We start from the raw sequence: 25,934 nt of genomic DNA, 5'->3' as shown, positions 1-25,934 counted from the left end.
CCGCGTGCGTCATGGTGCCACCCCTGTGCGCAGCGGCAACCGTACGGTGAACCGTGCACCGCCGCTCGCCGCCGCGTCGAGGGTGACGGTGCCGTGATGGCGCCGCGCGGCCTGCTGGACGAGGGCCAGGCCGAGGCCGCGGCCGCGGGCGGGCGCGGCAGGTCCCTCCTTGGTGCTCCAGCCGCGCAGGAAGATCTCCTCCGCGGCGTTCGCCGGCACCCCCGGCCCGTTGTCCTCGACGCGCAGCAGCAGCTCCTCGTCGGTGGCCCGCGCGGTGACCAGGACCCGTGCGGGGCCGGCGGCGTCGTGCTCCCGGGGCGGTGCGGCGGCGTCGATGGCGTTGTCGATGAGGTTGCCGAGCACCGTGACGAGGTCGCGGGCGGGCAGGCCGGGCGGGATCAGCCCGTCGTCGATCCGGCTGTCGGGGGTGAGGGTCAGTTCGACGCCGTGCTCGTTGGCCTGGGCGGCCTTGCCGAGGAGCAGCGCGGCGAGGACCGGCTCGGCGACCGCCGCGACGACCTGGTCGGTGAGTTCCTGGGCCAGTTCCAGCTCCGCGGTCGCGAACTCCACGGCGTCCGCCACGCGGCCCAGTTCGATCAGCGACACCATGGTGTGCAGCCGGTTGGCGGCCTCGTGCGCCTGCGAGCGCAGTGCCTCGGCGAAGTCGCGTACCGAGTCCAACTCGCCGGAGAGCGCCTGGAGCTCGGTGTGGTCCCGGAGGGTGACGACGCTGCCGCGCTGCTCGCCGCCGGAGACCGGGGCGGAGTTGACGACGAGGACCCGCTCGCTGGTGAGGTGGAGTTCGTCGACGCGCGGGCCCGGCGCCAGGAGCGCCTCGGTCAGGGGGGCGGGCAGGCCGAGTTCCGCCACGGGGCGGCCGAGCGCGCTGTCGGCGAGCCCGAGCAGCTCCCGTCCGCCGTCGTTGATCAGGGCGACCCGACGCTGCCCGTCGAGCATCAGCAGCCCCTCGCGCACCGCGTGCAGCGCGGCCTGGTGATAGTCGTGCATCCGGCTCAGCTCGGCGGCGTTCATCCCGTGGGTGTGCCGCCGCAGGCGCGCGTTGATCACGTAGGTGCCGAGACCGCCGAGCGCCAGGGCGGCCGCCGCGACGCCGACCAGCGCCAGCACCTGGTCGCGCAGTTGCTCACTGATCGTCTGGACGGTGATGCCGGAGCTGACCAGGGCCGTCACCCGGTTCCCGCGCTCCGGGTCGCGGACCGGCGCGACGACCCGCACGGACGGGCCGAGCACCCCCAGATGCGTCTCGTCGAAGGTCTCGCCGCGCAGCGCGGGCCCGATGTGGCCGAGATACGTCTTGCCGATCGCGGACGGCCTCGGATGGGTCCAGCGGGTCTTGTCCGGGGCCATCACGACGACGAAGTCGACCCCCGCGTCCCGCCGCACCCGCTCGGTGTACGGCTGGAGCGCGGGCGTCGGGTTCCGGGTGCGGGCCGCCGCCACGACGGCGGGGGAGTCGGCGACGGCGGTGGCCGTGGCGGTCGCCTGCTGCCGCGCGGTCTCCTCCGCCTGCCGGCCGGCGCTGAGGTACGCGAAGACGGCGCAACCCGCGACGACCACCGCGACCAGTACCACCTGCATGGCGAAGAGCTGCCCGGCGAGGCTGCGAGGGCCCCGGAACGGCAGGGGGAGGCGGGGGCGGGGGAGGCGCATACGTAACAGTCTGCACGGTCACTTTTACGTGAACGAAATGCACGCAAGGGTGACGGGCGCCACACGCGGCGTGCATAGTCACCGGAACCCGTTGTGCGAGAGAGCCGCAGATCAGCCGCACAGCCGTAGACCCGAGGAGGCAGCCGTGGCTGCACAGACCCCGCCGTCCGGGGGCATCACCGAGGCGACCGTGACGAAGAAACGGGACCGGACCCACTTCCTGTACATCGCCGTCATCGGCGCGGTGGTGCTCGGTGTCATCGTGGGCTTCGCCGCTCCCGGTGTCGCCGTCGAGCTCAAGCCGCTCGGCACCGGGTTCGTGAACCTCATCAAGATGATGATCTCGCCGATCATCTTCTGCACCATCGTGCTGGGCGTCGGCTCGGTACGGAAGGCGGCCAAGGTCGGCGCGGTGGGCGGGCTCGCCCTCGGCTACTTCATGGTGATGTCCACCGTCGCGCTCGCCATCGGCCTGGTCGTCGGCAACCTGCTGGACCCGGGATCGGGCCTGCACCTGACCGACACGGTCCGCGACGCCGGCCACGCCCAGACGGAGGGCGGCGGCGAGAGCCTGTCCGAGTTCCTGCTGGGCATGATCCCGACCACGCTGGTGTCCGCCTTCACCCAGGGCGAGGTGCTGCAGACCCTGGTCGTCGCGCTGCTGGTGGGCTTCGGCCTGCAGGCGCTGGGCTCGGCGGGTGAGCCGGTGCTGCGCGGCGTGGGGCACATCCAGAAGCTGGTCTTCCGGGTGCTCTCGATGATCATGTGGGCGGCGCCGGTGGGTGCCTTCGGCGCGATCGCGGCGGTGGTCGGCGAGACCGGCCTGGACGCCCTCAAGTCGCTGGCCATCATCATGATCGGCTTCTACATCACCTGTCTGCTGTTCGTGATCGTCGTGCTGGGCGCCCTGCTGCGGCTGGTCGCCGGCGTCAACATCTTCATGCTGCTGAAGTACCTGGCGCGGGAGTTCCTGCTGATCCTGTCCACCTCCTCCTCGGAGTCGGCGCTGCCCCGGCTGATCGCGAAGATGGAGCACCTGGGCGTCAGCAAGCCGGTGGTCGGCATCACCGTCCCGACCGGCTACAGCTTCAACCTCGACGGCACCGCCATCTATCTGACGATGTCCTCGCTGTTCGTGGCCGAGGCGATGGGCAACCCGCTCTCTCTCGGGCAGCAGATCTCGCTGCTGGTGTTCATGATCATCGCCTCGAAGGGCGCCGCGGGCGTCACCGGCGCGGGCCTGGCGACGCTGGCCGGCGGGCTGCAGTCGCACCGGCCGGAGCTGGTGGACGGCGTCGGCCTGATCGTCGGCATCGACCGGTTCATGAGCGAGGCGCGGGCGATGACCAACTTCGCGGGCAACGCGGTGGCCACGGTCCTGGTCGGTACCTGGACCAAGGAGATCGACAAGGTCCGGGTGGCCGAGGTGCTGGCCGGCCGGGTGCCGTTCGACGAGCAGACGCTGTCCGCGGACGGACACGGCCCGGCGCCCGAGGCGGAGGTCGTCGGACCGCGCGACGGGACGTCGGTGAAGAAGGCCGCGGGGGTCTGATTCCCCGGACGGGCCACAACAGGAGGGGCGGGCGCCGCACGGCGCCCGCCCCTCCTGTTTCCGCTCCCCGCGACCGCTCGCTCCCCGGTCCGGCCATTGCCCCTGTGACCTGGTGTTTTCCCACCCCCGCCGTTCGCCTCGGTCGATTGTCAGTGCCCCCTGGGAGCATGAATACAGCGGCAGAACAGCAGCCGGCGCCGGTCGGCTGCGGCCGAAAAGAGGGGTGGGTCATTGGTCACTTGGGGGGATTTGTCCGTGCGGCGGGGAGGCTGTGGCGGATGCCGGGGGGAGGCGGGGCGGCCGGGGCCCCGCCCCGCGACCGGTGCGGTGCGGGGCAGGGCGGCGGACGGTCCGGACAGTCACCGTCCCTGACGGTTTCGGTGCGGGTCAGGCCGGGCGGAACCACAGGGTGGCCAGCGGGGGAAGGGTCGGCGCGATGGAGGCGGGGCGGCCGTGGGAGGGGGTCGGCTCCGCCTTCAGGGGCTCGTCGTTGCCGACGCCGCTGCCGCCGTAGCGCACCTCGTCGGTGTTGAGGATCTCGCGCCACGCGGGGATCTCGTCGGGGACACCGAGCCGGAAGCCATGACGTACGACCGGTGAGAAATTGGTGACCGAGATCAGGGGGGATCCGTCGGCGGCGAAGCGGGCGAAGGCGAAGACGTTGTCCTCGCTCGCGTCGCCGTCGATCCAGGAGAAGCCCGCCGGGTCGGTGTCCCGTTCCCAGAGCGCGGGTGCGGCCGCATAGCCGCGGTTGAGATCGCGGACCAGATCCCGCACACCGCGGTGGTCGGGCGCCGCCTCGTACGACGGCTCCAGCAGCCACCAGTCCGGGCCGTGGCTCTCCGCCCACTCCGCGCCCTGGGCGAACTCCTGCCCCATGAAGAGAAGTTGCTTGCCGGGGTGGGACCACATGTACCCGAGATACGCCCGGTGGTTGGCGCGCTGCTGCCACCAGTCACCGGGCATCTTCGACACCAGCGAGCGCTTGCCGTGCACCACCTCGTCGTGGGAGATGGGCAGCACGTAGTTCTCGGAGTAGGCGTAGATCATGGAGAAGGTCATCTCGCCGTGGTGGTACTTGCGGTGCACCGGCTCCTTGGACACATAGACCAGGGAGTCGTGCATCCAGCCCATGTTCCACTTCAGGCCGAAGCCCAGACCGCCGAAGCCGTCCGGCCCGGCCTCGTGGGTGGCGCGGGTGACGCCGCTCCAGGCCGTGGACTCCTCGGCGATGGTGACGACACCGGGGCAGCGGCGGTAGACGGTCGCGTTCATCTCCTGGAGGAAGGCGACCGCGTCGAGGTTCTCCCGCCCGCCGTGCACGTTGGGCGTCCAGCCGCCGTCCTCGCGCGAATAGTCGAGGTAGAGCATCGAGGCGACGGCGTCCACCCGCAGCCCGTCGATGTGGAACTCCTCGCACCAGTAGACGGCGTTGGCGACCAGGAAGTTGCGGACCTCGGTGCGGCCGTAGTCGAACTCCAGGGTGCCCCAGTCCGGGTGCGCGGCCCGCGAGGGGTCCGAGTGCTCGTACAGCGGGCGCCCGTCGAACTCCGCCAGCGCCCAGTCGTCCCGGGGGAAGTGCGCGGGCACCCAGTCCATCAGGACGCCGATACCGGCCCGGTGCAGCGCGTCGACCAGGAACTTGAAGTCGTCCGGTGTGCCCATCCGCGCGGTGGGCGCGTAGAACCCGGTCACCTGATAGCCCCAGGAGCCGCCGAACGGATGCTCCGAGACCGGCATCAGCTCGACGTGCGTGAACCCCAAGTCCTTCACATACGCGGGCAGTTGCGTGGCGAGCTGGCGATAGGTCAGACCAGGGCGCCAGGAGGCGAGGTGGACCTCGTAGACGGAGAACGGCGCCTGGTGCACGGGGCGGTCGGCGCGCCTGGCCATCCAGTCCGCGTCCTCCCAGCGGTAATGCGACTCCACCACGACCGACGCGGTGGCCGGCGGGCACTCCGTGCGCCGTGCCATCGGGTCGGCGCGCACCGTCCGGGAGCCGTCCGGCCTTGTGATCTCGAACTTGTACAGCTCGCCCTCGCCGATGCCGGGCAGGAACAGCTCCCAGACGCCGGACGAGCCGAGCGAGCGCATCGGGAAGCCGGTGCCGTCCCAGTAGTTGAAGTTCCCGACGACCCGGACACCTTGCGCGTTCGGCGCCCAGACCGTGAAGCGGGTACCGGTCGCGCCCTCGTGGTCCATGGTGCGCGCGCCGAGCGCGTGCCACAGCTGCTCGTGCCGGCCCTCGCCCAGCAGATGCAGATCCAGCTCACCGAGCGCCGGCAGGAAGCGGTAGGGGTCCCGCACCGTGACGGTGGTGTCGTCATAGGCGACCTCCAGCTCGTACTCCGGGATCCGCGCCACCGGCAGCACCCCGGCGAACAGCCCGTCGCCCTCCGGCAGCAGCGCGGCGCGCAGCCCCTTCGCCAGCACGGTCACCGACTTGGCGTACGGCCGCAGCGCGCGGATCAGCACACCGCCGCGCACCGGATGCGCGCCGAGCAACCCGTGCGGATCGTGGTGGGCTCCGCCCAGCAGGCGTCCGCGGTCCTCGTCGCCCAGCGGGGCGGCGGCCCGCACGCCGTCGCCGGCCTTCGGCTTCGCCGCCCGGGTGCGGGCCGGCCGCGCGGTGCGGGTCGGTGCGGCGGCCTCGGCCCGGGGAGCGGGCGGCCGCGGGTCCGCGGTGCGCGCGGCGTCGGACGCGGCGGTCACGCTCTCCGCCGCCCCGGGGGCTTCCGGCGCGGCGGCCGGTTCGGTCCGGGCGGCGGCCTCGCCGGCCGGCGGCCGGGACCTCGCCCCGCGACCGGACCCGCGGGCAGGTTCTTCGGGCGCGTTCTTGGCGGGCGAGGTGTCGGAAGCGGTACGGCGGGGCGACGGACGGGGGGTCACGAGAGGAGCCTCCTCGGGGGCGGGGCATCGGTCGGACGGGGGCGGTGGGCGGCACGGCGGTGGAGCGTGGTGAGGCGATGGGGCGTTCGGGGGCGCGGTGGCCTCCGGGGCGAGAGGGGCGGTGCCGGGGGCGCCGCGGCGATCGGTGCGGTCGGCCCCCTAGGCGACGGGAACGGTCGCGTGGCCGGGCGCCCTCACCCGCGCCCTTCGGCCCCGGGGGGCTCGGACCGGGCCGCTTCGCCGGCGGACTGCGTGTTCCCGGTGCCGTCCGCGCGCTGCCCGCCCGAAGCCAGCCGCCGGATGGCGGCCATCGGGACGGACAGCCAGTCGGGGCGGTGCCGGGCCTCGTAGAGCACCTCGTAGACGGCCTTGTCGGTCTCGTAGGCGCGCATCAGCTCGGGGGCGGAGCGCGGATCGAGACCGCCGGCCTCGGCGTAGCCCAGGCAGTACGCCTCGCGGGTGCGCCGCGCCCACTCCAGCGACCAGGGGTCGCCGCCGGCCGGCCCGCTGCGCGCGGCGTAGTCGAAGGAGCGCAGCATCGCCGCGACATCGCGCACCGCGGGCTGCAGCCGGCGCCGCTCGGCCAGCGGCCGGGCCGGTTCCCCCTCGAAGTCGATCAGCGACCAGCGTCCCTCCGCGGCGGACCGCAGCGTCTGGCCCAGATGCAGATCGCCGTGGATGCGCTGGGCGGCCCAGCTGCGCCCGTCGTGGCCGACCGCGGCGAGCGCGTCGAAGGCGTCCCGCAGCGGTGCGCGGTAGGGCTGGAGGAGGGGGACCGCGCGGGCGGTCGCGTCCAGCCGTTCGTTCATCCGGGCGGCGATCGCCTCCAGCTGCGGGCGGCGCAGCTCGGAGGTCGGCAGGTTCTGCGCGAGGGCGGTGTGCACCTCGGCGGTGGCGTGGCCGAGCGCCCGTGCCGAGCCGGTGAAGTCGGCCCGTACGGACAGTGCGTTGAGCGCCAGCTGCCAGCCGTCGGCGGACCCTTGGAGGAACGGCTGGAGGACCCCCAGCGTGGTCGCCTCCGTGCCGTCCGAGGCGGCGTCCGTCTCGAACCAGGCGGCCGGCGCGGGCACCCGCGAGCACTTGGCGTCGGCCAGGGCGCGCGGCAGCTCCAGATCCGGGTTGACGCCGGGTGCGATCCGCCGGAAGACCTTCAGGATGAACGTATCTCCATAGACGATGGAGGAGTTGGACTGCTCGACGGCGATCGGCCGGGCGGGCAGCCCGGAGGGAATGTCGTTGCCGGCTTCCCGGCAGAAGCGCACCGCGCCGATCCGGCCGGGCACCCGCAGCCGCTCCAGGAGCAGCGCGCACAGGCGGTTGTCGAGCAGCGCGTCGTAGACGGTGCGGCCGCGCAGCGGGCCGCCGGCCGGGTGGCCGATCACCGCGGGCGCCAGCTGCGGTGGCAGCGCGGTGTGCACGCCCAGCAGGAGTTGGTAGCAGTCGCCGACGACGGGCGTCCGGCTCGCCGGTGCGGACTGCTGGGCACGGACCAGCAGCTGGAGCAGGCCCGGCGCGCTGCCGTCACCGGTGCACGGCAGCAGCTCCGTCGCCGATACCAGCGTGAAGCCGGTGATCAGCCGTCCTTTGCCGGCGAACCAGCGCTGGCGTGGCACCCATTCGGCGAGCAGGGGTGCCAGCGAGGACAGCAGATCGGGTGCGCAGACGAGCGGGCGGTCAGGGGTGTTTCGGGTGGCACGGGTCGAGGCGGTGTCCGACATGGCGTCGCGTCCTTTCCCCGGGCACACGACAGGTAGGGCAAAGTGTCCCGGAATGCGGCCTTGACTGTGCGGCGGTGTGGGACGTGTCGGACGAGGATCGTCCGTACGGCAGCGGAGCCTTGCGGCGTGCGGTGATACCCGCTGCGTGGCGGTCCCCCGGGCCGAGGCGGACCGACGATGGCCCACCCGGCCCGTGCGGTAGTAGGAAGAGTGCCCGAGCGAAAGGTCAAAAAACGCCCGTACGCGCCATGGCGCCGCGTACGGGCGGATTTCTTGACGCCGCCGCCCGGTGGGGCAGCCCGCTAGGCGGGGTTTCTGCGCAGCCGGAACCAGTAGAAGCCGTGGCCCGCCAGGGTCAGCAGGTACGGCAGTTCACCGATCGGCGGGAAGCGGACGCCACCGATGAGTTCCACCGGATGGCGGCCGCTGAACGCCTGGAGATCGAGCTCCGTCGGCTGGGCGAAGCGCGAGAAGTTGTGCACGCACAGCACCAGGTCGTCGTCCGCGCCCGCCTCGGCGGCCGGCGCCTCCCGCAGGAAGGCCAGCACCGCCGGGTTGGAGGAGGGGAGTTCGGTGTAGCTGCCGAGGCCGAACGCCGGGTTCTGCTTACGGATCTCGATCATGCGGCGGGTCCAGTGCAGCAGCGAGGAGGGCGAACTCATCGCGGCCTCGACGTTGGTGACCTGGTAGCCGTAGACGGGGTCCATGATGGTCGGCAGCGAGAGCCGGCCGGGGTCGCAGGAGGAGAAGCCGGCGTTGCGGTCCGGTGTCCACTGCATCGGGGTGCGCACCGCGTCGCGGTCACCGAGCCAGATGTTGTCGCCCATGCCGATCTCGTCGCCGTAGTAGAGGATCGGCGAGCCGGGCAGCGAGAGCAGCAGGGCGGTGAAGAGCTCGATCTGGTTGCGGTCGTTGTCGAGCAGCGGTGCCAGCCGCCGCCGGATGCCGATGTTGGCGCGCATCCGGGGGTCCTTGGCGTACTCCGCGTACATGTAGTCGCGTTCTTCGTCCGTGACCATTTCGAGGGTGAGCTCGTCGTGGTTGCGCAGGAAGATGCCCCACTGGCAGCCGGAGGGGATCGCGGGGGTCTTGGCGAGGATCTCGGAGACCGGGTAGCGCGATTCGCGGCGTACCGCCATGAAGATGCGCGGCATGACGGGGAAGTGGAACGCCATGTGGCATTCGTCGCCGCCAACGGCGTAGTCACCGAAGTAGTCGACGACGTCCTCGGGCCACTGGTTGGCCTCGGCGAGCAGCACCGTGTCCGGGTAGTGCGCGTCGATCTCGGCCCGTACCCGCTTGAGGAAGGCGTGCGAGGCGGGCAGGTTCTCGCAGTTGGTGCCTTCCTCGGCGTAGAGGTAGGGGACCGCGTCGAGCCGGAAGCCGTCGATGCCGAGGTCGAGCCAGAAGCGCAGGGCGGAGATCATCTCCTCCTGGACCACCGGGTTCTCGTAGTTGAGGTCCGGCTGGTGGGAGAAGAAGCGGTGCCAGTAGTACTGCTTGCGCACCGGGTCGAAGGTCCAGTTGGAGGCTTCGGTGTCGACGAAGATGATCCGGGCGTCCGGGTACTGCTTGTCGTCGTCCGCCCAGACGTAGTAGTCGCCGTACTGCCCCTGTGGGTCGGTGCGCGACTCCTGGAACCACGGGTGCTGGTCGCTGGTGTGGTTCATCACCATGTCGATGATGACCCGCATGCCGCGCTGGTGGGCGGCGTCGACGAATTCCACGAAGTCGGCCAGGTCGCCGAACTCGGGGAGCACCGAGGTGTAGTCGGAGACGTCGTAGCCGCCGTCCCGCAGGGGGGATTTGAAGAACGGCGGGAGCCAGAGGCAGTCCACCCCCAGCCATTGCAGATAGTCGAGCTTGGCCGTGATGCCCTTGAGGTCGCCGACGCCGTCGCCGTTGCTGTCCTGGAAGGAGCGCACCAGGACCTCGTAGAAGACGGCCCGTTTGAACCAGTCGGGATCGCGGTCCTTCGCCGGGGTGTCCTCGAACTTGTCGGGAACGGGCTCATTGACGATCAATTGGGTGACCCTCCGATCGGTGAGGACGGTCGCAGCGACAGCACATGAGCGGGCGCGAGAGAGCGGCCCGGCTCGAGGCGCACATAGTTGTCCCTGCCCCAGTGGTAGGTGTCGCCGGTGAGCTCGTCGCGCACCGGGAAGGAATCGTCCCGGCCGAGGCCGAGTTCCGGCATGTCCAACGACACCGTCGCCTCGTGGGTGTGGTGCGGATCGAGGTTGACCACCGTGAGAATCGTGTCGGCCTCGGCGCCGTGTCCTTCGCGCTTGGAGAACGCGATGACGGCGTCGTTGTCGACACGGTGGAAGTGCAGGGACCGCAGCTGCTGCAGGGCGGGGTGCCGCCGGCGGACACGGTTGAGCGTGGTGAGGAGCGGGGCGATGGAACGGCCCTCGCGGGCGGCCGCGTCCCAGTCGCGCGGCCTGAGTTGGTACTTCTCGGAGTCCTGGTACTCCTCGCTGCCGCGGCGCACCGGCGTCGACTCGCACAGTTCGTAGCCGGCGTACACGCCCCAGGTCGGGGAGAGCGTGGCGGCGAGGACGGCGCGGATCTCGAAGGCGGCGCGGCCGCCTTCCTGGAGGTAGGCGTGCAGGATGTCGGGGGTGTTCACGAAGAAGTTGGGCCGCAGGTAGGCGGCACCGTCCCCGGACAGCTCGGTGAGGTAGTCGGTGAGTTCCTGCTTGGTGTTGCGCCAGGTGAAGTAGGTGTACGACTGGTGGAAGCCGACCTTGGCGAGGGTATGCAGCATCGGCGGGCGGGTGAACGCCTCGGCCAGGAAGAGCACGTCGGGGTCGGTGCGGTTGAGGTCGCCGATGACCTTCTCCCAGAAGTGCACCGGTTTGGTGTGCGGGTTGTCGACGCGGAAGATCCGTACGCCCTTGGCCATCCAGAAGCGCAGCACCCGCTTGGTCTCCCGGACCAGCCCGCGGAAGTCGGCGTCGAAGGCGAGCGGGTAGATGTCCTGGTACTTCTTCGGCGGGTTCTCGGCGTAGGCGATGGAGCCGTCGGCGCGGTGGTGGAACCAGTCGGGGTGCCGCTCGACCCACGGGTGGTCGGGGGAGCACTGCAGCGCGAAGTCGAGCGCCACCTCCATGCGCAGGTCGCGGGCGGTCTGCACGAAGTGGGCGAAGTCCTCGAAGGTGCCCAGGTCCGGGTGGAGGGCGTCGTGGCCGCCCTCTGCGGAGCCGATGGCCCAGGGGGAGCCGACGTCGTCGGGGCCCGCGTCGAGGCAGTTGTTGGGGCCCTTGCGGAAGGAGGTGCCGATGGGATGGATCGGCGGGAGATAGACGACGTCGAAGCCCATCGCCGCGATGGCGGGCAGCCGGTCGGCGGCGGTGCGCAGGGTGCCGCTGACGGGGGTGCCGTCCGGTGCGGTGCTCGCGCCTTCGGAGCGCGGGAAGAACTCGTACCACGAGCCGTAGAGGGCGCGGCGCCGCTCGACGACCAGCGGCACCGGACGAGAGACGGTGAGCAGTTCGCGCAGCGGGTGGCGGTCCAGCGCATCGGTGACCCCGGGGGCCAGGGCGGCGGCCAGGCGGGTGGCGGCGGGGAGCTTGTCGTCGCGCAGCGCGTCCACGGCGCCGAGGACCGTCTCCCGGCCGTCGCTCTTGGGTACGTCGGCGGCCGCCCGCTCCAGCAGCTCGGCGCCCTCGGCGAGGACCAGCTCGGTGTCGATATCCGCCGGGATCTTGATCGTGGCGTGCCGCCGCCAGGTGGTGACCGGATCGGACCAGGCCTCGACGGTGTACGTCCAGCGGCCCTCGACATCGGTGGTGACCTCGGCGGACCAGCGGTCCGTGCCGGGCTGCGGCTCGCGCATCGGCGTCCAGGGGCCGCACCGTCCTGCCGGGTTGCGCAGCACCACATTGGCCGCTACGGCGTCATGGCCCTCGCGGAAGACGGTGGCCGAGACTTCGAAGGTCTCGCCCACCACCGCCTTCGCCGGGCGGCGGCCGCAATCGATCTGCGGGCGGATGTCCAGAACAGGGATGCGACCGATCATGGGCTCACCTGGGGCTTGTGATGCTTTAAGGGTTTTGTCCTTTGTATCCGTTCCATGGCGGGGGTACGGGGTCCGGGCATGGTCGCTCCTGTCCGCTTTCACTCGGTTGGCGGGGTGCGGCGGTCCGAGTCGGTGCGTACGGATCGTGTGCGAGCAACGGGGTACCCGGGGAGCCTTCCCTCGGCCGGCGGCCGGGCAATCCGGTTGTATGTGAACTACTGGTACGTAACCAAGGGGATGTGACGAGGCGTTCGATCCGGTCGCACAGCCGCACGGGCGGCGGTGGCGGTAGGAAGACGCTCGGCATTCCCCTCCTCAACTCATCGTGATCACAGCGGAGTTGTGGCCTGCGGGTTCCAGGAGCCGCATGGGTCCGGCGGCGCACACCGCAGCCTCTCTCCAGGACGGAGTCCGTACAAGAGCGCATGAGGGGGTGGAATCAGCCATATCGGCCGACGCGGCGGTAGGCGGAGCCACGCGGCGTCGCGTGATGGTTGCGGGGCCCCCGCACGGTTACCTTCGAGGCGTGAAGGCCATTCGTCGTTTCACCGTGCGTCCCGTCCTTCCCGATTCCCTACGACCCCTCGGCGACCTGGCGCGCAACCTGCGCTGGTCCTGGCACCCCGAGACCCGCGAGCTGTTCCGGGCCGTCGACTCCGACGGCTGGCGGCGTGCGGGCGGCGACCCCGTGCGGATGCTCGCCTCCGTCTCGGCCGAACGGATTTCCGAGCTGGCCGGCGACCGCCGCTTTCTGCGCCGGCTCGCCACGGCCACCTCCGACCTGCACGACTACCTCGACGGCCGCCGCTGGTACCAGACCGCGGACGAGGACCCCAGAGGTGCCGGACCCGGCCGGGAACGGCCGACCGCCATCGCCTACTTCTCGCCGGAATTCGGCATCACCGCGGCCCTGCCGCAGTACTCCGGCGGCCTCGGCATCCTCGCCGGCGACCATCTCAAGGCCGCCAGCGACCTCGGCGTGCCGCTGATCGGAGTAGGTCTCCTCTACCGGCACGGCTACTTCCGTCAGTCGCTCTCCCGGGAGGGCTGGCAGCAGGAGCACTACCCCGTCCTCGACCCCAACGAGCTGCCGCTGACCCTGCTCCGGGAGGCTGACGGGGCGCCCGCCCAGATCTCGCTCGCCCTCCCAGGGGGCGGGCAGCTGCGCGCCGTCGTCTGGCAGGCGCAGGTCGGCCGGGTGCCGCTGCTGCTGCTCGACTCCCATGTGGAGGACAACGGCCCCGGAGAACGCGAGGTCACCGACCGGCTCTACGGCGGTGGCAGCGAGCACCGGCTGCTCCAGGAGATGCTGCTGGGCATCGGCGGCGTCCGGGCCGTCCGGGCGTACTGCCGGCTGACCGGCCACCCCGCGCCCGAGGTCTTCCACACCAACGAGGGCCACGCCGGATTCCTCGGCCTGGAGCGGATCCGCGAACTCGCGGAAGACGGCCTGGAGTTCGACGCAGCCCTGGAAACCGTACGGGCCGGTACGGTCTTCACCACCCATACGCCCGTCCCCGCGGGCATCGACCGCTTCGACCGCGATCTGATCGCCCGCCACTTCGGTGACGACGGCGAGCTGCCCGGCATCGACCCCGACCGGATCCTCGCGCTGGGGACGGAGTCCTATCCGGGCGGCAAGCCGGACCTGTTCAACATGGCCGTGATGGGGCTGCGGCTGGCCCAGCGCGCCAACGGCGTCTCCACCCTGCACGGGCAGGTCAGCCGCGAGATGTTCGCCGGACTGTGGCCCGGATTCGACGCCGAGGAGGTGCCGATCACCTCCGTCACGAACGGGGTGCACGCACCGACCTGGGTGGCACCCGAGGTGCTGCGGCTCGGCGCGCGGCAGATCGGCGCCGGGCGCGCCGAGGACGCGCTGTCCGTCGGCGGCTCGGAGCGCTGGGAGGCGGTCCGGAGCATCCCGGACTCGGCCATCTGGGAGCTGCGCCGCACCCTGCGCGAACAACTGGTGGCCGAGGTCAGGGAGCGGCTGCGCGCCTCCTGGCGGGAGCGCGGCGCAGGCAGCGCGGAACTGGGCTGGATCGATGACGTCCTCTCACCCGACGTCCTGACCATCGGGTTCGCCCGCCGGGTTCCCTCCTACAAGCGCCTCACCCTGATGCTGCGCGACCCCGACCGGCTCCGGGAGCTGCTGCTGCACCCGGAGCGGCCCCTCCAGATCGTGGTCGCGGGCAAGGCCCACCCGGCCGACGAGGGCGGCAAACGGCTCATCCAGGAGCTGGTGCGGTATGCCGACGAAGCCGGCGTCCGCCACCGCCTGGTCTTCCTGCCCGACTACGGCATGGCGATGGCCCAGAAGCTCTACCCCGGCTGCGACGTCTGGCTCAACAACCCGCTGCGGCCCCTGGAGGCGTGCGGCACCTCCGGTATGAAGGCGGCCCTGAACGGCGCGCTGAACCTGTCGGTGCGCGACGGCTGGTGGGACGAGTGGTACGACCCGGACTTCGGCTGGACCATTCCGACCGCCGACGGCGCCGCCATCGACGACGACCGGCGCGACGAGCTGGAGGCCAACGCCCTCTACACGCTGCTGGAACAGCAGGTCGCGCCGCGCTTCTACGACCAGGGCGAGGCGGGGGTGTCGCGCCGCTGGGTCGAGATGGTGCGCCGCACCCTGGTCACGCTGGGGCCCAAGGTGCTGGCCGGCCGCATGGTCCGCGAGTACGTCGAGCGGCTCTACACCCCGGCCGCGCACGCGCACCGTGCCGTGACCCCGGACGCGGCCCGGGAACTGGCCGCGCACAAGGCGCGGTTGCGGGCGGCCTGGCCACAGGTCTCGGTGGACCATGTGGAGACCTGTGCGGCCGACGGTCCGGCGCACAGCAGCGCGGAGCTGGGTGCCACCCTGGCGCTGCGGGTCCGGGTGACGCTCGGCGAGCTGACGCCCGGGGACGTCGAGGTGCAGGTGGTCTCCGGCCGGGTCGACGGCTCGGACCGGATCACCGATGCCACTGCCCTGCCGCTCAAGCCGACCGGGGGTCCCGACCTGGCGGGATGCGTGCTCTACGAAGGGCCCCTGGCGCTGGACCGCACGGGTTCCTTCGGCTACACCGTCCGCGTCCTGCCGGCCCACCGGCTGCTGGCCTCCGGCACCGAACCGGGTCTGATCGCGGTGCCGGCGGAGGCGGGCGGGCAGACGTCGCGGCCCGTCCCCGGGGTGTTGCTGAGGTGACCTCGGGGTCCGCGGTGCACGGGGCCGGTTCGCTGCCGGTCTGATGCCGTGTCGTGGCGGCCGGGTGGCGCGTTCGATCGCCACCCGGCCGTTCGCGTGCCGGGCGGGATCGTCGTCGGGGCCGGGTGTCAGTCGCGCCGGTGTACGACGGTCTTGCGGACCAGTCGGTCATCGGCGAAGCAGAGTTGGTACGCCGAGTCGGAGCCGGGCCGGACGCTGTAGTAGACGCAGGACCAGCCGTGCGGGGGAGAGGGCGTGCCGTCGGGTGGGGCGTCCAGCGCGAAGAACGGCAGCGCGGACTCCGACGCGGCGCGCGGCATCCCGGTCCGCAAGGTGTCGTAGCGGCCCCGGTCCAGCACCGTCCAGGAGGGGCTGACCAGGGTGAAGACGCCCATCAGGAGATACAGCGCGGTGATCACCACCAGCGGCACCACCACCGTCTGCCGTAGTCGGCGACGCACTTCATGACGCACACGCTCCAACTCACGCCGAGCCGCCGTGTCTGCGTGTCGGCCGGTGGGGGAGGGCGGTGTGCCTCCGGTGGTCGGCAGGCGGGCGGACACACGGAAGCCGCCCTCCGGGGTCGGCCCGGTGTGCAGGGTGCCGCCCGCCAGCCGTACCCGCTCGTCCAGGCCCACCAGGCCGCTGCCGCCGGAGACCGCCTCGGGAGTGGGGCCTTCGGGGCGCGGGCCGTTCACCACGGTCAGCCGCAGGTGTCCGGCGGCGCGCACGAGGCGCACCCGTACGGCGGCACCCGGCGCGTGCTTGGCGGCGTTGGTCAGCGACTCCTGGACGACGCGGTGCAGGGCGTGCCCGGTCATGGCGGGCAGCCCACCGCCCCCGATGTCCCCGGCATCCGCCGCGGCTTCGGCGTCCTCGGGATCCTCCGCGCCGCCCCCGGTGCCGTCCCGTCCGGCTTCGCGCGCCTGCTCCAGCGTGACCGTCATGCCCGCGGACCGTGCGTCCTCGACGAGCGCCGGCACGCTCTCGCCGGACGGTGTCCGGGGCGGCGCCTCGTCATCGGTGCGCAGTACGCCGATGATCTCCCGCAGCCGCTCGGTGGCCGCGCCCGCCGCCGCGCGCAGCTCACCGGCCGCCGCGCGGCGGTCCGCGTCCAGGCGCGGGTCGATCTCCAGCGCGCCCGCCCGCAGGGCGATCAGGGCCAGGTCGTGGCCGAGGGAGTCGTGCATGTCGCCGGCGATCCTGGCGCGTTCCCGCAGCCGGGTGCGGTCGGCGACCACGTGCTGCTCGCGCTCCAGTTGCTCGGCGAGCTGCCAGCCGGTGCGGACCAGCGCGCCGTACTGGCGCCGGTAGCGACCCAGGAGCCACGGCAGCACCACGTTGAGCAGCAGTGTCATCAGCAGGGAGAACCAGGGCCACAGCGAGCGGCCGAAAAGCGCGCTCAGCGGCAGCCCGGCGAGCGCCACGGCGGCGACCAGCCGCAGCGCGGGGCGTGCGCGGGGCAGCCGGACGCCGCTGAGATAGCCGAAGAGGGCGAGCGCCAGGCAGTACGCGGGGGTGAACAGCTCCAGGGAGAGGACCAGGCTCGCCGCGAGCGGCAGCGCCAGCGACACCAACGGCCGTCGTCCGCGCAGCAGCACGCAGATGCCGAGGAGCGGGAAGGCGAGAGCCGTCCCCCACAGCTCCCGTCCGGACAGCTCGTTGAAGGCGGTGGCGGGCGGCACGCACAGCAGCAGCCACAGTCCGGCCCCGGGAAGCCGTGCGCGCCAGCGGTCCGGCAGCGGCCGCGGGAGGATCCGCGCGGGCGTCATGACGAGGGGACCAGGCCGGCCTCGTACGCGAGGATCGCCGCCTGGACGCGGTTCTTGAAGCCGAGGCGGGCGAGGATCGCGCTGACGTACGCCTTGACGGTGCCCTCGACGAGGAACAGCCGCTCGGCGATCTCCGCGTTGGACAGGCCCGCGCCGACCAGCCCGAGGACCTCGCGCTCCCGGCCGGTCAGCTCGCCCACCCGGGTGCGGGCGGCCACCGCGCGGCCCCACGGCCCCTGTCCCAGCTGGGTGATGACCCGCCGGGCGACGGACGGCGAGAGCGCCGCGCCGCCGTCGGCGACGGCCCGCACCCCGGCGAGCAGCTCCCGGGGGTCACCGGACTTGAGGAGGAAACCGGCGGCGCCCGAGGCGAGGGCGCCGGCGAGGTAGTCGTCCTCGGAGAACGTCGTCAGCATCACGACGGCTGTCCCGGGGGCCGCGGTGGCCAGTTCCGCGGCGGCGCCGAGGCCGTCGAGGCGCGGCATCCGGATGTCCAGCAGCACCACGTCGGGGCGGTGGGCACGGGCCATTTCGACCGCCTGGTGGCCGTCCGCGGCCTCCGCGACGACCTCGATGTCGGGCGCGCTCCCCAATGTGGCGCGGACGCCGGCCCGGATGAGCGGCTCGTCGTCCGCCAGCAGCACGCGGATCATCCGCACTCCCCCTCACGCGAAAGGGCGGTGCCCGGGGCCGGGCGGGCGGCCGGGGGAGAATCCCCCCGGCCGCCGCCGGCTCCGGACACCGCCCACTCTTGGGTTCACGCTACCCCGGAGTGATCAGCGATCGCTCACAAGTGCCCGCGATGCGGGGTTACTTGACGGCGACACCGGTCCACGCGGCCTCGACACCCTTGACCTCGGCGCCGTCCGCGCCGTAGAGGTCGGTGGCGGCCTTGACCGTCGCCTCACGCGCGGCCTTGTAGTCGGTGTTCGAGGTCATGTACTCGGTCAGGGCCTTGAACCAGATCTTCTCGGCCTTCTCCCGGCCGATGCCCTCGACCTTCTTGCCGTCCGCCGTCGGGCTGTCGTACTTGACGCCACCGATCTCCTTCGCGCCGCTGCCCTCGGACAGCAGGTAGAAGAAGTGGTTGGCGACACCCGAGGAGTAGTGCGGGTCGAGACCACCGGTGCTGGAGTCCCAGTTGTCCTGCGACGAGCCGTCCTTGGAGGGCTTGTCCATGTAGCGCAGCGGGGTGCCGTCGCCGTTGATGTCGATCTTCTCGCCGATGAGGTAGTCGCCCGGGTCCTTGTCGTTCTTGGCGAAGAACTCGGCCGAGGTACCGAAGATGTCCGAGGTGGCCTCGTTCAGGCCGCCGGACTCACCGCTGTAGGTGAGGTTGGCGGTGGCGGAGGTGACACCGTGCGACATCTCGTGCGCCGCGACGTCGAGGGCGGTCAGCGGGGCCTTGTTGCCCTCGCCGTCGCCGTACGTCATGCAGAAGCAGCTGTCGTCCCAGAAGGCGTTGACGTAGCTGTCGCCGTAGTGGACGCGGGAGAAGGCGCCCTTGCCGTCGCCCTTGATGCCCGCGCGACCGTGCACGGTCTTGTAGTAGTCCCAGGTCACGGCCGCGCCGTAGTGGGCGTCGACGGCCGCGGTCTGCGGGTCGTCCGGCTTGCCGGTGCCCCAGGCGTCGTCCTCGTCGGTGAAGGCCTTGCCGTCGCCGGACTCGCCGTTCTCCAGGTTGGTGGTCTTGTGGCCACCGCGGTCGGCGTCGGTCAGGGTGAAGCCGGAGCCCTCCTTGGAGGTGCCGAGCTCGACGCTGCCGCTGTACTCGCTCTCGCCCTTGCCGGTGTGGATCTCGTCGTACTGGAAGAGCTTCTTGCCGCTGTTGGCGTCGGTGATGACGTGCAGCCGGCTGGGGGTGCCGTCCTTCTGGACGCCCTCGACGACCGTGTCGTAGGCCAGCACGGGCTTGCCGTTGGCGGCCCAGACGACCTTCTTGGGCGCCGGGGCGTCGGCCTTCGCCGCCTTGATGGACTTCGCCGCGGTGCCGTGCGCCGACTTCGCCGCGGTCTGCGGGGCGATCTTCGGCGTGGTGGAGGCCACCTTGATCGACTTACCGGTCGACTTGGTGGTGCTCTTGATGGCGCCGCCCTTGGCGGTGTGCACGATCAGGTCGCCGCCCAGGACCGGCAGGCCGGCGTAGGTGCGGTCGTACCGGGTGTGGGTGGTGCCGTCGGCGTCCTTGATGACGTCCTTGACGACCAGCTTCTCCTGCGTGCCGAGGCCGAGTTCCTTGGCGGTCTGCGCCTTGGTGGCACTCGCGTCGCGCAGCAGTTCCGCGCGGTGGGAGGCACTGAGCTTGAGCGGCGTGCCGCCCTGCTCGGTGGTCTGCGTGGGGGACGCGCCCGCGGTACCTGCGGTGATGCCTGCGGCCAGGAGGGCCGCTGCGGCGACGACGGTACCGGTGACACGGGTCTTACGAGATATGCGGGGGGTCACGCGTGCTCCTTCAACTTTGCCAAGTGGTGGGGGTGCAAAGCGATGCGGGTGTGACGTGCGTCGGGAAGACTGCCATTCGAACGCGTGCATGTCAGGGGGGTGCGGCCAGGTTGGCCGAAAATCGTCCGTACAGAGAAGATCGCTGTTCGCATAACGGAGTCGGGCGCCGCCCCCGATGATCCAGGAGCGACGCCCAACTTGGCTGTTCAGCAGGTCAGTTGTGGTGGAGCGAACGATTCCGGCCTGCTTCTTTCACATCCGGGTGACGCCGAGGTGCCGACGCCGGTCAGAAGGTGAGCTTCCAGCCGTTGATGTAGCCGGTGTCCCGGGCGTAGACGTCCTGGACCCGCAGCTTCCAGGTGCCGTTCGCCGTCTCCGAGGAGGCGTTGACCGTGTAGGTCGCCTTCACGTTGTCCGCCGAGTCGGTAGCGCTGGAGTTCTTCAGCCGGTAGGCCGTACCGTCCGGGGCGATCAGGTCCACGACCAGGTCACCGCGGTAGGTGTGGACGATGTCGACGTCCACCTTCAGGGCGCTCGGTGCGCTGCCGCTGCGGGTCACGGCGACCGGCGAGGTCACCGCGGAGCCCGCGTCCGGGATCGCGACGTCATCGGCGTTCTCGAAGACGTTGCTGCCGCCGGCCGGGTTGACCGTCCAGGTGAAGGCGGCCGTCCCGGTCTTCTTGGCCGAGTCGGTGACCGTGACCGTCACGTTGCTCGTGCCGGCCGTGGTCGGTGTACCGGAGACCAGACCGGTGCTCGCGTTGATCGACAGGCCCGCGGGCAGTCCGGTCGCCGCGTACGACAGGGCGCCCGCCGTGCCGCTGGACGCCTTGATCTGCAGACTGGCCGCCTGGTTCACGGTGCTCGTCTGGTTGCCCGGGTTGGTGACGTTGACCGCGCCGGTGTCCGGTACCCGGGAGCCGACGTTGACCGCCGCCCAGGTGTTGGCGACGGTGTTGTACGTCGCGCTGCCCTGGCCGAAGAGGTCCGCGGCCGCCGACAGCGTGGCGGTGCGCGCCGCCGCGTAGTTGGTGTTCGCGCTCATGTACTGGCTGAGCGCCTTGAACCAGACCTTCTCTGCGTTGGCCCGGCCGATGCCCGGCACCGGCAGGTTGTCGTACGTCGGGCTGTCGTAGTGGACGCCGTTGATGTCCTTCGCGCCGCTGCCCTCGGCCAGCAGGTAGAAGAAGTGGTTGGCGACACCCGAGGAGTAGTGCACGTCGACGTTGCCGATACCGGAGTACCAGTAGTCCTTGGACGCGCCGTCCTTGCTGGGCTTGTCCATGTAGCGCAGCGGGGTGCCGTCGCCGTTGATGTCGATCTTCTCGCCGACGAGGTAGTCGCCGACGTCGCTGCTGTTGTTGGCGTTGAACTCCACGGCGGCGGCGAAGATGTCGGAGGTGCCCTCGTTGAGGCCGCCGGACTCACCGCTGTAGGTGAGGTTGGCGGTGGCCGCGGTGACACCGTGCGTCATCTCGTGGGCCGCGACGTCGATGGAGGTCAGCGGGGCGGCGTTGCCGCTGCCGTCGCCGTACGTCATGCAGAAGCAGCTGTCGCTCCAGAAGGCGTTGACGTAGTTGTTGCCGTAGTGGACGCGGCTGTAGGCGCCCACACCGTCGCCCCTGATGCCGCTGCGGCCGTGCACGTTCTTGTAGTAGTCCCACGTCAGCGCGGCGCCGTAGTGGGCGTCGACACCGGCGGTCTGGACGTTCTGCGGGGTGCCGTCGCCCCAGGTGTCGTCCGGGTCGGAGAACAGCGTCCCGGTGCCGGACGAGCCGTGGTTGAGGTTGTACGTCTTGTGACTGCCGCGGCCGGTGTCGGTCAGCGTGTACGAGGGCGCGGTGCCGATGGTCACCTTGCCGCTGTACTGGCTGTTGCCGGTGCCGTTCTCGATCCCCTGGTACTCGAAGATCTTGGCGCCGGTGGTGGCATCGGTGATGACGTGCAGCTCGTTGGGCGTGCCGTCGTGCTGCAGCCCGCCGACCACGGTTTCGTACGCGAGCACCGGCTTGCCGTCGGCGACCCAGACCACCTTGCGCGGGGCCTTGGCGGCCTCGGTCTTCTTCGAACCCTGGGCCTGGGCGGACTTCACGGCCTTCGCCTCGGCGGTGGCCGCCTTGATCTTGGCGGTGGTGCCGGCGACCTTGAGCTGGGAGCGGACGGCCTTGGTGACGCCCTGGAGCGCCCCGGCCTTGCTCTCGTGCACCACGAGGTCACCGCCGAGGACGGGCAGCCCGTCGTAGGTGCGCTCGTAGCGGGTGTGCGTGGTGCCGTCGACGTCCTTGGAGACGTCCTTGACGACCAGTTTCTCCTTCGCGCCGAGGTCGAGCTTGCGGGCGGTCTCGGCGGTGGTGGCGCCGGCCTCCCGGATCAGCTCCGCACGCTGGGAGGGGGACAGCTTGGCCGGCACGGCGCCGGGGTCGGGCGCGGTGTGGGTGGTGCCCGGCCGGGGAGCGGCGGCGGTACCGGTGCCGGCCTGTACGCCGACGGCGAGCATCGCCGTGGCGGCGACCAGCGCGCCGGTCGCTACGGCGCGTCCATGGGGGGTGCGTCTCACACTGACTCCTTCTGCGGTGGCCGACGTGACGGTGCGGCCGAGGGGGACCGGGCGGCGAAGCGGCCGTCCGGGCAGAGCGAGGCAGAACACGTGGAGCGTGTGGGGGGAGACGTACGGGTGGAGCGTGGAACACGGAACGGTGGAACACGGAACCGTGGAACGGCCTGCCGTGGGGAGTGGTGCTGTGGGGCCCCGTGCGGCGGTTGCGGGGAAGAGTCCCACCACGGATGTGCGATTGTCAGGATCGGTTCAACTAATTGGCCGGAAACCGTCCGTTGCGCGAAATCCATGTCCGGAAGGCGGACGAATCGGCCGGTGACCGGGGGTCGTGGGACCGGGGGCACGGGGCCGGGCGGCCGGGACCGCAGGGCTACGGGGCGCCGTCCGCGCCGGGCGCCGCGGGAGCGTCGGGCCGCTCGCCGGGCCGGGAGCGCCAAGACCTCCAGAGCGCGGCGTAGGCACCGTCCGCCGCCACGAGGTCGTCGTGGGTGCCGAGTTCGGTCAGCCGGCCGCCCTCCATGACGGCGACCCGGTCGGCGTCATGGGCGGTGTGCAGCCGGTGCGCGATGGCGATGACCGTACGGCCCGCCAGGACGGCGGCCAGCGCCCGCTCCGTGTGCCGGGCCGTCCGCGGATCGAGCAGCGCCGTCGCCTCGTCCAGGATCAGGGTGTGCGGGTCGGCCAGCACCACGCGGGCGAGGGCCAGTTGCTGGGCCTGCGCGCCGTCGGGCCGGTGGCCGCCGGCGCCCAGTTCGGTGTCCAGGCCGTCCGGCAGTTCCGCCGCCCACTCGGCACCGACCGCGGCGAGCGCGGCCCGCAGCGCGGCGTCGTCGGCCTCCGGCGCGGCGATCCGCAGGTTGTCCCGTACCGTCCCCAGGAAGACGTGGTGCTCCTGGGTGACCAGGACGACCTGCCGGCGGAGCGTCTCGGGCGGCAGCGCGGAGATGGGCACCCGTCCGACGGTCACCGAGCCGGTACGCGGCGCTTCGATGCCCGCCAGCAGCCGGCCCAGGGTGGACTTTCCGGCGCCCGAGGGCCCGACGAGGGCGATCCGTTCGCCCGGGCGGATCGTCAGGTCCACGCCGTGCAGGACGTCGCCGGGGTGCGTGCCGGTGCCGGCGGGGGCACCGGTCCGGTCGCGCCCGCTGTCCCCGTCGTCCCCGTTGCCGCCCCCGTAGGCGTAGCGGACGCCGGACACGTCGATGCGGTCGTCGACGGGGGACGGATCGCCGGCGGGGGAGGGCGCCGGGACGCGAGCTGCCGCGGCGCCGGCGGCCCGTGCGGACTTCGGCGCCCGCGCAAGCCCTTCCACCCGCGCGAAGGCGGCACCGCTGCTCTGCAACTGCTCGACCCAGAACAGGATCTTGTCCAGCGGCTCCGACACCTGCCGCAGGTAGAGCGCCGCGGACACCACCACCCCCAGCCGGACCGCGCCCTGCCCGTGCAGCGCCCCGCCGATCAGCAGCACACCGACCACGGGGAGGACGAAGGAGATGTCCACGGCCGGGAAGAGCACACTGCGCAGGAAGAGCGTGCGGGTACGAGTGCGGCGGCACCGCTCGATCGCCTCCTCGCTCGCGGTGGTCCTGCGCTCCCGCAGCCCGAGGGCCTCGATGGTCCGCGCGCCGGCGGCGTTCGCCGCGAGCAGCTCGGCGAGGGCGGAATTGGCCGCACCCTCCGCCAGATAGGCGGTGTGCGCACGGCGCAGATACCAGCGGGCGGCGAAAAGGCAGCCGAGCAGGCCGGCACCGCACGCCCCGAGCCGCGGATCGAGCACCACCACCGCGCCGAGCAGAAACACCGCCTGCACCACCGAGATGAACACCTCCGGCGCGGCATCCCGCAGCGTCCTGGCGACCGTCGCGACATCCGCGGTGCCACGGGCCGTCAGATCGCCCGTACCGGCCCGCTCCACGGTCGCCGCGGGCAACGCCAGCGCCCGGTCCACGAACTCCTCGCGCACCCGCGCGAGGGTCCGCTCGCCGAAGCGGTGGCCGACGTACCAGGCGTAGCGCGCAAGCAGCAGCTGCGCCGCCGCGCACACCACGATCACGAGGGCCAGCCGGTCCACGGCCTGCACCCCGCCGCCGTCGCGCACCGTGTCGACGATCCGGCCCAGCAGCCACGGGCCGACCAGCCCGGCGGCTGCGGCCAGGACGTTCAGGACGATCATGAGGGTGAAGGCGCGCCCGTCCCGCCGGATCAGCCGCAGCCCGGCGCGCCGAGTCCCGGCGGGGCCGGCCACCGGAAGCGCACCCTCCGCCGAGCCGCCGGCCCGCGCGGGACCGTTGGCGCTCATCGGGCGCTCTCCGGTGACACCGGCTCGGCCTCGCACCCGTCAACGGGGGCGCCGCGTCCGGCCGGTTCGCCGGGGGACGCCGGCGTCCTGCCGCCGCTGTCGGGTGAGTCGTCTTCCTCGCCGCGGGAGACCAGAAGGCGGTAGCCGGGGTGGGCGTCGAGGAGCGCGCGGTGGCTGCCGACGGCCTCGACCCGGCCGTCGACCAGGTAGTACACGGTGTCGGCCCGGTCGAGGACCAGCGGGGAGGTGCTGGTGACGACCGTGGTGCGGCCCGCCCGCGCGGCGTGCAGCCGGGTCGCGAGTCCTGCCTCGGTGTGGGCGTCGACCGCCGAGGTCGGCTCGACCGCGAGCAGCACCTCGGGGTCGGCCAGCAACGCCCGCACCAGCCGTACGCGCTGACGCTGCCCTCCGGAGAGGTTGCGGCCCTGCGCCTCGACCGCCGCGTCGAGCCCGTCCGGCAGACCCCGGACGATGTCCTGTGCCATGGCGGTGTGGACGGCGCGGTCGATCGCCTCCGGGTCGCGGGCCCGCCGCCCGGAGACCACCTCGCGCAGCGTCCCGGCGAACAGGTCGGCCTCGTTGTCGGCGACCAGGATCCGCGCGCGGAGCGCCTCCGGATCGAGCGCGTCGAGGCGCACCGCGCCCCACGTCGCCGCCGAGTCCGCGAAGCGGCCCAACCGGTCGATCACCGAGGCGGACTGCTCCGGCCGGGCGCAGGCCAGGGCCGTCAGCTGTCCGGGTGCCACCTCCACACCGGAGGCCGGATCCCGCAGTGCCGACGCCGTCCCGGGCCCGCGGCTCGTCCCGTCGGACGGCGCCGGTGCCAGGTCCAGGAAACGGACGACACGGCGGGCCGCGACCAGCCCCCGGGTGAGGTCGTAGCCGCCCTCGATCAGGAAGGAGACCGGCACCACCAGCGCCGCCGCGTATCCGTAGACCGCGACCAACTCGCCCACGGTAATGGTCCCTTGGGCTGCCATCCGGGCGGCGAGCCAGGTCACCGCGGCGAGGAACAGCGCCGGCAGGCCGACCCCCAGGGCCTGGATCCAGCTGGTCACCGCGCCGACCCGGTAGCCCTCGCTCCGCAACGCCCGCGCCTCGCGGTGGTAGCGGTCCGCGAACACCCCCTTGCCGCCGAGGCCGTTGAGCACGCGGAGCCCGCCGACCAGGTCCGCCAGCCGCGCCGCGAGCCCGCTCTGCCGCTCCCGGTACCGCGTCTCCGCGCCCTCCAGCCGGCCCAACAGCGGTCCGACCAGCACCGCGAGCAGCGGCACACCCACCAGTACCACCGCGGCCAGCAGCGGGGAGACGGCAAGGAGCAGGGCGGCGACGGTCGCGTACGCCAGGACGGCGCCGACGCCGGGCCCGGTGACCGTCAGGGTCTGGCTGATCACGGCGACATCGCCGATCCCGATGGTGACGACCTCGCCGGCCGTCACCTGGCGGGGCAGCGCGGCGCCCAGCCGCATGGTGTGGGCCACCAGGACGCGCACGGTGCGGAACGTCGCGTCCATCCGGATCCTGGTCATCGTGCGGTGCCGCATGACCGCCAGCACGGCGTTCAGCGCCCCGACGGCCAGCAGGACGCCGGCCCAGCCGACGAGCGCCGCGGTGTGCCCCGGTGCCAGGCCCTCGTCGATGGCGCGGGAGAGCACGTACGGCGGCAGCATCAGCCCCACCATCCACAGGCTCCCGAGCGACGCCCCGGCGGCGACACGCCGCCGCTGACGGATGACCAGCCACCACAGATACCGCCCGGGGCCACGGTGGTCCGCGGCGCCCGGGTCCGCCCCCGCGTCAGTCATGCCCGCACC

At 72.1% G+C, this 25,934-nt stretch carries 13 protein-coding genes; 2 read left to right on the top strand and 11 right to left on the bottom strand.

Annotated elements, in window-relative coordinates; translation table 11 throughout:
- Positions 1-9: 9 nt before the first annotated feature.
- Entirely contained in the window at positions 10-1,671 is a 1,662-nt protein-coding gene (locus QOM21_RS11875) for an ATP-binding protein (RefSeq protein ID WP_407549888.1), read from the bottom strand.
- A gap of 145 nt (positions 1,672-1,816) precedes the next feature.
- Here QOM21_RS11875 and QOM21_RS11870 point away from each other — a divergent pair, with 145 nt between their 5' ends.
- The gene (locus QOM21_RS11870; protein ID WP_407549887.1) at positions 1,817-3,223 is read left to right on the top strand and encodes a cation:dicarboxylate symporter family transporter; all 1,407 of its coding nucleotides are present in this window, start codon (positions 1,817-1,819) and stop codon (positions 3,221-3,223) included.
- Between the two features lie 387 nt (positions 3,224-3,610).
- Here the strand turns inward: QOM21_RS11870 and glgB are convergent, their stop codons facing one another.
- The 4 genes from glgB to QOM21_RS11850 form a co-directional block, all read right to left on the bottom strand.
- Positions 3,611-6,112: a 1,4-alpha-glucan branching enzyme gene (glgB, locus tag QOM21_RS11865; RefSeq protein WP_407549886.1), complete on the bottom strand. Its 2,502-nt coding sequence runs from the start codon at positions 6,110-6,112 to the stop codon at positions 3,611-3,613.
- Positions 6,113-6,306: 194 nt separating this feature from the next.
- Positions 6,307-7,830, bottom strand: coding sequence for a maltokinase N-terminal cap-like domain-containing protein (locus QOM21_RS11860; protein ID WP_407549885.1), 1,524 nt, complete (start codon positions 7,828-7,830; stop codon positions 6,307-6,309).
- Positions 7,831-8,132: 302 nt separating this feature from the next.
- Positions 8,133-9,854, bottom strand: coding sequence for a maltose alpha-D-glucosyltransferase (gene treS / locus QOM21_RS11855; protein WP_407549884.1), 1,722 nt, complete (start codon positions 9,852-9,854; stop codon positions 8,133-8,135).
- Entirely contained in the window at positions 9,851-11,854 is a 2,004-nt protein-coding gene (locus QOM21_RS11850; protein ID WP_407549883.1) for an alpha-1,4-glucan--maltose-1-phosphate maltosyltransferase, read from the bottom strand. The genes treS and QOM21_RS11850 overlap by 4 nt, the downstream gene beginning before the upstream one ends.
- Before the next feature lie 526 nt (positions 11,855-12,380).
- Between QOM21_RS11850 and glgP the strand changes: the two genes are divergently transcribed.
- On the top strand, positions 12,381-15,050 hold the full coding sequence (glgP, locus tag QOM21_RS11845) for an alpha-glucan family phosphorylase (RefSeq protein WP_407549882.1): 2,670 nt from the start codon (positions 12,381-12,383) through the stop codon (positions 15,048-15,050).
- A 128-nt stretch (positions 15,051-15,178) separates the two neighbouring features.
- Here glgP and QOM21_RS11840 read toward each other — a convergent pair whose 3' ends face one another.
- The 6 genes from QOM21_RS11840 to QOM21_RS11815 all read right to left on the bottom strand — a co-directional run bounded on the left by QOM21_RS11840 (position 15,179) and on the right by QOM21_RS11815 (position 25,925).
- Positions 15,179-16,822, bottom strand: a complete 1,644-nt coding sequence (locus QOM21_RS11840; RefSeq protein WP_407549881.1) for a histidine kinase — start codon at positions 16,820-16,822, stop codon at positions 15,179-15,181.
- Positions 16,819-17,475 carry a response regulator gene (locus QOM21_RS11835; RefSeq protein WP_407549880.1) on the bottom strand — a complete coding sequence of 219 codons (657 nt, stop codon included), beginning with the start codon at positions 17,473-17,475 and terminating at the stop codon, positions 16,819-16,821. The genes QOM21_RS11840 and QOM21_RS11835 overlap by 4 nt, the downstream gene beginning before the upstream one ends.
- 157 nt (positions 17,476-17,632) lie before the next feature.
- Entirely contained in the window at positions 17,633-19,264 is a 1,632-nt protein-coding gene (locus QOM21_RS11830; protein WP_407549879.1) for a M4 family metallopeptidase, read from the bottom strand.
- 286 nt (positions 19,265-19,550) lie between these two features.
- The gene (locus QOM21_RS11825) at positions 19,551-21,821 is read right to left on the bottom strand and encodes a M4 family metallopeptidase (protein WP_407549878.1); all 2,271 of its coding nucleotides are present in this window, start codon (positions 21,819-21,821) and stop codon (positions 19,551-19,553) included.
- A 370-nt stretch (positions 21,822-22,191) separates the two neighbouring features.
- Entirely contained in the window at positions 22,192-24,120 is a 1,929-nt protein-coding gene (locus tag QOM21_RS11820; RefSeq protein WP_407549877.1) for an ABC transporter ATP-binding protein, read from the bottom strand.
- On the bottom strand, positions 24,117-25,925 hold the full coding sequence (locus QOM21_RS11815; protein WP_407549876.1) for an ABC transporter ATP-binding protein: 1,809 nt from the start codon (positions 25,923-25,925) through the stop codon (positions 24,117-24,119). Before QOM21_RS11815 ends, QOM21_RS11820 begins: the two co-directional genes overlap by 4 nt.
- Positions 25,926-25,934: the final 9 nt, after the last annotated feature.

The organism is Streptomyces sp. Pv4-95 (assembly GCF_045782725.1).
Classification (GTDB): Bacteria; Actinomycetota; Actinomycetes; order Streptomycetales; family Streptomycetaceae; genus Streptomyces.
This window is presented reverse-complemented; position numbering and strand designations above follow the sequence as displayed.

What these genes read in the sequence shown, in the direction of transcription:
- QOM21_RS11835 (WP_407549880.1), bottom strand. Translation starts at nt 17,475, where the DNA reads ATGATCCGCGTGCTGCTGGCGGACGACGAGCCGCTCATCCGGGCCGGC.
- QOM21_RS11850 (WP_407549883.1), bottom strand. Translation starts at nt 11,854, where the DNA reads ATGATCGGTCGCATCCCTGTTCTGGACATCCGCCCGCAGATCGATTGC.
- QOM21_RS11860 (WP_407549885.1), bottom strand. Translation starts at nt 7,830, where the DNA reads ATGTCGGACACCGCCTCGACCCGTGCCACCCGAAACACCCCTGACCGC.
- QOM21_RS11815 (WP_407549876.1), bottom strand. Translation starts at nt 25,925, where the DNA reads ATGACTGACGCGGGGGCGGACCCGGGCGCCGCGGACCACCGTGGCCCC.
- QOM21_RS11875 (WP_407549888.1), bottom strand. Translation starts at nt 1,671, where the DNA reads ATGCGCCTCCCCCGCCCCCGCCTCCCCCTGCCGTTCCGGGGCCCTCGC.
- QOM21_RS11840 (WP_407549881.1), bottom strand. Translation starts at nt 16,822, where the DNA reads ATGACGCCCGCGCGGATCCTCCCGCGGCCGCTGCCGGACCGCTGGCGC.
- QOM21_RS11820 (WP_407549877.1), bottom strand. Translation starts at nt 24,120, where the DNA reads ATGAGCGCCAACGGTCCCGCGCGGGCCGGCGGCTCGGCGGAGGGTGCG.